Origin of the sequence: Ramlibacter sp. (genome assembly GCF_028292805.1) — a bacterium.
Taxonomy (GTDB): Bacteria; Pseudomonadota; Gammaproteobacteria; order Burkholderiales; family Burkholderiaceae_C; genus Ramlibacter.
This window is the reverse complement of record NZ_JAQGLS010000099.1, coordinates 1-5,712: the sequence shown is the minus strand read 5'-3', so window position 1 is coordinate 5,712 and position 5,712 is coordinate 1. Positions and strand designations below refer to the sequence as shown.

Below are 5,712 nucleotides of genomic sequence, written 5' to 3'. Positions count from 1 at the left end.
CGAGGGGCTGCGGCACGAAGACGTCGAGCCGCTGCTGGCAGTGGCGCGTGGCGAGTGGGCATCGTTGCGTTCGGGCGCGGGCGCGGTGCATACCGAAGCGCGGGTCCGGGTGCTGCAGGACGGCCGCGTGGGCGACAACGTGCGCGTGCGGCCCTCGGCGGCGGCAGCCAGCCTGGTCGCCCGGGTGACCGGCACCGGACAACTGGAGGTGGCGCGATGAATCGCTCGATCGCCGGCTTGCTGCTGCTGTCGGTCTGCGGCGTGGCCGCGGCGCAAAGCCTCTACAACGAAGCAGGCTGGCGCGGCCTGACCGCCGACAACAAGGCGTTCCGGACCGGCGACGTGCTGACGGTGCAGGTGTTCGAGAACTCCACTGCCGTCAGCAGCGCCGACACCGGCACGCGCCGCGCTAACGCCTTGCGAGGCGAACTGGCGCACGGCAGCTCCGAGGCTGCCCGGGCGGCGCTGGCGCTAAGCGGGGAATTCGATGGCGGTGGCCGCACGCAGCGCGCCAGCCGCCTGCTCACCACCGTCAGCGTGACCGTGCAGGAGGTGCTGCCGGGCGGGCAGTTGCGCATCGCCGGCGCGCAGTCGGTGACGGTCAACGACGAACTGCAGCGGGTCACGCTGGAGGGGCTGGTGCGTCCGGTCGACATCAGCGACGGCAATGTGGTGCAGTCCACGCGCATCGCCGGAGCACGGATCACCTACGTTGGCGAGGGCGACGTGACCGATCGGGGCCGCCGCTCCTGGTGGCGCAAACTGCTTGACACGGTGGGGTTCTGAGCATGCCTCGCATCGGCCCCTTGTCTATCGCGTTGGGCGCCTTGCTGCTGCTGGCAGCCGCGACTGCCGCGGCACAGGCGGCGGCGATGCGCGTCAAGGACCTGGGCAAGGTGCAGGGCTGGCGCGAGAACGTGCTGGTCGGCACCGGCATCGTCACGGGGCTGTCCGGCACCGGCGACGGGCCCGGCAACCGGGCCACCCGCCAGGCGCTGTCCAACGTGCTGTCCCAGTTCAACCTGACGATTCCGCCCGAGCAGGTCAGCAGCCGCAACGTCGCCGTGGTGATGGTCAGTGCCTCGCTGCCGGTCTTTGCGCGCGAGGGCGATGCACTCGACGTCACGGTTGCTTCCAGCGGCGATGCGCGCAGCCTGCTGGGAGGCAACCTGCTGCTGACGGCCTTGAGGGCGCCGAACGGCCGGGTCCATGCGCTGGCGCAAGGCCCGCTGGCCATCGGCGGCCACCGCTACGACGCCCAGGGTAACGTGGTGCAGAAGAACCACCCCACCGCCGGTTCGATTCCCAACGGCGCGGTGGTCGAGGTCGGCATGGCCACGGAAGCGCCGGCGCCGCGCAGCCAGGTCACCTTCGTGCTGACGGAGCCCGACTACACCACCGCCAGCCGGGTGGCGGCAGCCATCAACGCGCAGGTCGGCCCCGGGCTGGCCCGTGCCCGGGACGCTTCCGGCATCGAGATCCAGGTGCCGCTGGACGCGCGGCACGAGCCGGTCACCTTTCTGGCCCGGCTGGAAAACGTCAGGGTGGAGCCGGACCGGCGCGCTCGGGTCGTGATCAACGAGCGCACCGGCACCGTGGTGTCGGGCGGCGACGTCCGTATCGCGCGCGTGGCGATCTCGCATGGCGACCTGAAGATTTCCATCGCCACCCAGGCCAGCGTTTCGCAACCCGAGTTCATCGGCCGAGCCGGCCCCGGCGTCGCCACGGCGCTGGTCAGCAATTCGCAGATCGACGTGGAGGAATCCGGCGCTGTCGACTTTCTCGCCGGCGCCGGCACGGTGTCCGACCTCGTGCAGTCGCTGGCCCGCATGAAGACCAGCACGCGCGACATCATTTCCATCCTGCGGGCGGTCAAGGCCGCCGGGGCCTTGCACGGCGAACTCGTCGTCCAGTGACGTAGCAAAGGCGCAGCCATGACCCAGTCGATCGAAGCACTGACCACGGCCACCCTGTCGCTGGCCTTGTCCGCCGCCGGGCAGCGCCACCAGGCCATCGCCGCCAACCTGGCGAACGCCGGCGCGCACGGTTACGCGCCGGTCCGGATCGCCTTCGAAAGCCATCTCGCCGACGCCCGCCAGGCCTTGCGTGACAAAGGCAGCGTGGATGCGCAAAGCCTGGCGGCAGTCCGCGTGGAGCTGGAACCGGACGTCGATGCCTCGGGGCAACCGGTGCCGGTGCAACTGGACGCAGCCATGGTCGAGATGGCCAGGAACGCCGTCCACTACCAGGCCCTGACGCAAGGCCTGTCGCGACACCTCGCGATCCATGCCTTGGCCGTCGCGGACGGCAAGAGGTGAGCATGGACTACAGCAAGGCCTTCGCCATCAGCGCCGCCGGCATGTCCCTGGAGCGCACCCGCGTCGAGGTGGCGGCGACCAACCTCGCGCACGCCAACACCGTGCAGGATCCGGCCGCCGCCGGCTACCGGCCGATGCGCGTGATCGCCCGCGCGCTGGCCACGCAGCCGTTCGGCGCCATCGTCGACAGCAGCCTGGCCGGGTTGCCCGCCGCCTCGGTCACGCTGGAGCCCCAAGCCGTGGCGCCTCGCACCGCGCACGAACCGGGCCATCCGCTGGCCGACGCGCAAGGCTTCGTCAGCTATCCGGGTGTCGATCCGGCGGCGGAGATGGTGACGCTGATGGCGGCCATGCGTTCCTACGAAGCCAACCTGGCCGCGCTGAACACGGCGCGCTTGCTGGCCTTGCGCACGCTGGACATCGGGAGGGGAACGTGAGCGCGGAAGCGATCCAGGCACTGCAGGCGCACGACGAGGTCGCTGGCAGCCTGCCAGCGGCGCCGCGCGCGGCCGTCGCCCCCGGTGGACTTTCGTTCGGGCAGTTGGTCAGCGAGGGGCTGCAAGGCGTCAACCAGAAGCTGATGGTCAGCCAGGCTGATCTGCAGCAGCTGGCCCTCGGCGAGGCGCCGAACCTGCATGAAGTGATGATCCGGCTGGAGGAAAGCCGCCTTTCCTTCCAGCTCGCGATGCAGGTGCGGAACCGGCTCCTGGAGGCTTACCAGGAAGTCATGCGGATGCAGGTGTGACATGCGTTTCCACGCACAACAGGAGCGGCGATGAAAATCTGGTGGGATGCCCTGGAGCAGCGCTCTCGCCTCGGCCTCGGTGCCGGTGCGACTGCCGTCCTGGTGGCGGTGTTGCTGGCCGGCTGGTGGTTGTTGCGCGGCCAGCAGGCGGTGCTGTTCTCCGACCTGAAGCCGCAGGACGCCGCCGTGATGGCGGCCGAGCTCGAACGCCAGAAAGTTCCTTATTCGGTCGCTGATGGCGGCAGCACGCTGCTGGTCGATCAGGCGCAGGTCCACGCCACGCGGCTCAAGCTGATGGGAAAGGATTTGCCTTTGCACGGCGCGGTCGGTCTGGAGTTGTTCAACAACACCGACTTCGGCATGACCGAGTTCGCGCAGAAGATCAACTTCCAGCGGGCGCTGCAAGGCGAGCTCACCCGCACCATCTTGTCGTTCGCCGAGATCCGCGACGCCCGCGTGCACCTGGCGCTGCCTGAGCAAGGCTTGTTCAAGCAGGCCGCGACGCGGCCGAAGGCCGGGGTGACGCTGACGCTGCGCCAGGGCCAGTCGCTGCGCCCCGAACAGGTCAGCGGCATTCAGCGGCTGGTCGCGGCGGCGGTCGCCGGGCTTGCCGCGCAGGAGGTCACCATCGTCAGCCACCAGGGCGTGGCGTTGAGCCGCTCGGGCAACGAAGCGGAGGGCGACGGCGCCGGGCGCCTGGAGCTCAAGCGCGAAACCGAGGATTATCTGTCTCGCAAGGCCGGCGTGGTCCTGGAGCGGGCCTTCGGCCCCGGCCAGGCGCTGGCGAGCGTCGACGTCACGCTGAACATGGATCAGGTGCGGGTGACCACCGAGGACGTGATCGCCGCGCCGGAAGGCAAGGGCGGCGCTGCCACCGGCGTGCTGGTGCGCGAGCGCGAATCGGCGCGCGACTCCGCAACCCCGGAGGCCGACCACCGGGCCGCGCGCGGCAGCAGCATGCAGCGCGACGTGGAGTACCAGACCGGCCGCCGGGTGGAGCAGGTGGTGAGCCAGCCCGGATCGATCCGGCGTCTGCACGTGGTGGCCGTGGTGCGCCAGGCGCTCGATGGGCAGCAGCAGGAGCAGGTCCGCAAGCTGGTGGCCGCGGCGGTCGGCGCGTCGACCGAGCGCGGCGATGCGGTGGTGGTCCAGTCGTTCGCCACGTTGCCGGTGGATCCGCTGTCGCGGGGGCAGGAGCCAGCCGTCCTTGCTGCCGCGGCGCCATCGACCGGTGCCGACCCGGTCCGGAACCTTCCTGGACAGGCAGTTGCCGTGATCGCACTGCTGGCGAGTGCGGGCGCGCTGGCATGGGCGTGGCGCCGCCAGCCTCGGTGCGCTATGCCGGCCAGGCTGACCGAGACCCAGCGCCAAGCCGCATTGCAACGCGTCGAAGCGTGGCTGCAAGTCGATGACGACGGGCGGCTGCCGGCAGGCGGCCTGGTCGATGCCGCTGGAGGCAGGCCATGACAGCGGCGCCGCGGCGCGCGGCTCTGATGGCGCACGCACTTGCGCCACCAGACCAGGCCTGGCTGCTGGAGGCACTGTCGCCCGGCCGCAAGGACGTGCTGCAAGGCCTGCTGGCCGAACTCGTCGAACTCGGCATCCCGCCGGACGTCACCTTGCTCCAGGACCTGAAGCCGCGGCCAGTCTTCGGTGCGGCGGCCCTGGAGAACCTGGAAAGGGGGCAGGTGCGGCTGCTGGCGACGTTGCTGCAACGCGAGCCGCCCGCTATCACCGCCCGTCTGCTCGCCATGCGCACATGGCAGTGGCGCGATGCGCTCCTGGCTGCGATGGAGGACCACTTCGTGCGCCAGCTGCGGCAACACGCGGTGGGCGCCCGCGCCCCGGTGTTCGAAGCCGCGCTGTGCGAGGCGCTTTCGCAGAGCATCGCGGCCGAAAGCCGGCGGCAGCCGCGGTTCGCGGTCCAACGCCTGTGGCGCCGCGCCGGGGCGCTGGTGCGCCGCACGGGGGTGGCCCGATGAATCCAGTTGCCCACGACCAGCAGGTGGTGTTGCGCGACACTCTGTTCATGGCGGTCGCAGTGCGCCTGCCGCGCGGGCCGGGCGCCGCGGCGGCATCGGACCTCGCCGGCAGCCAGGTGATGGAGGCGCAACCCCATGAGGATCCGCGCATCGCAATGCAGGCGGCCGCCCATGCCGAAGGCTTGCGGCAAGGCCAGGAGGAAGGGCAGCGGATCGGCTACGAGGAGGGCTTGCGTCGTGGCATCGCGGTCGGCCAGGACGAGGCGCGCGCCGCCGCCGACGCAGCCGCCCATGCCGCACAGGACCGGGTCGAGGAGAAATGCCAGCGGCTGGACGCGCTCCTGTGCGCGCTGGGCGATGGCGCCCGCGAGGCCTGGGCCGGCGCCGAGGACGATGTGCTCGCCCTTTGCTACGAAACCCTCTGTCGCGTGTTCGCAGAGGCCGCCGGCACGCCCGAGGCCATCCGGCTCCAGGTCGTGGGCCTGCTGGCATCCTGCGACTTGCAGGGCGCCGTCACCTTGCTTCTGCATCCTGCCGACGTTCGTTTGCTCGACGAAGCGCGGGAGCAAGGGCAGCTGCCCGGCGCTGGCGGCCGGCCGCTGCACTGGCGCGGCGACCCAAGCGTGGCGCTCGGCGGCTGCATCGTCACCGGCGCCGGCGGCGGCAT

The 5,712-nt window shown here is 70.9% G+C and carries 8 protein-coding genes and 1 pseudogene; all 9 read left to right on the top strand.

All coding sequences use genetic code 11. The features are described 5' to 3' along the window. The coding region (locus JWP65_RS05505) for a flagella basal body P-ring formation protein FlgA (protein WP_299761140.1) at positions 1-220 on the top strand (220 nt) is incomplete at its 5' end. Further along, positions 217-786 carry a flagellar basal body L-ring protein FlgH gene (locus tag JWP65_RS05500; RefSeq protein WP_299761136.1) on the top strand — a complete coding sequence of 190 codons (570 nt, stop codon included), beginning with the start codon at positions 217-219 and terminating at the stop codon, positions 784-786. The genes JWP65_RS05505 and JWP65_RS05500, both read left to right, overlap by 4 nt. Positions 787-806: 20 nt before the next feature. Further along, entirely contained in the window at positions 807-1,916 is a 1,110-nt protein-coding gene (locus JWP65_RS05495; protein ID WP_299761133.1) for a flagellar basal body P-ring protein FlgI, read from the top strand. A gap of 18 nt (positions 1,917-1,934) precedes the next feature. Then, positions 1,935-2,318 carry a flagellar basal body protein gene (locus JWP65_RS05490; protein ID WP_299761130.1) on the top strand — a complete coding sequence of 128 codons (384 nt, stop codon included), beginning with the start codon at positions 1,935-1,937 and terminating at the stop codon, positions 2,316-2,318. A 2-nt stretch (positions 2,319-2,320) separates the two neighbouring features. Continuing rightward, complete coding sequence (gene flgC, locus JWP65_RS05485; protein ID WP_299761127.1) at positions 2,321-2,755, top strand: flagellar basal body rod protein FlgC; 435 nt, start codon at positions 2,321-2,323, stop codon at positions 2,753-2,755. Continuing rightward, a complete protein-coding gene (gene fliE, locus JWP65_RS05480; RefSeq protein ID WP_299761124.1) occupies positions 2,752-3,063 on the top strand; it encodes a flagellar hook-basal body complex protein FliE in 312 nt (103 codons plus the stop codon). Before flgC ends, fliE begins: the two co-directional genes overlap by 4 nt. A 30-nt stretch (positions 3,064-3,093) precedes the next feature. Further along, complete coding sequence (fliF, locus tag JWP65_RS05475) at positions 3,094-4,530, top strand: flagellar basal-body MS-ring/collar protein FliF (RefSeq protein WP_299761121.1); 1,437 nt, start codon at positions 3,094-3,096, stop codon at positions 4,528-4,530. After that, the gene (locus JWP65_RS05470; protein ID WP_299761118.1) at positions 4,527-5,045 is read left to right on the top strand and encodes a hypothetical protein; all 519 of its coding nucleotides are present in this window, start codon (positions 4,527-4,529) and stop codon (positions 5,043-5,045) included. The genes fliF and JWP65_RS05470 overlap by 4 nt, the downstream gene beginning before the upstream one ends. Next, positions 5,042-5,712: pseudogene (locus JWP65_RS05465) on the top strand (FliH/SctL family protein); the annotation flags it as partial. The gene JWP65_RS05470 and the pseudogene JWP65_RS05465, both read left to right, overlap by 4 nt.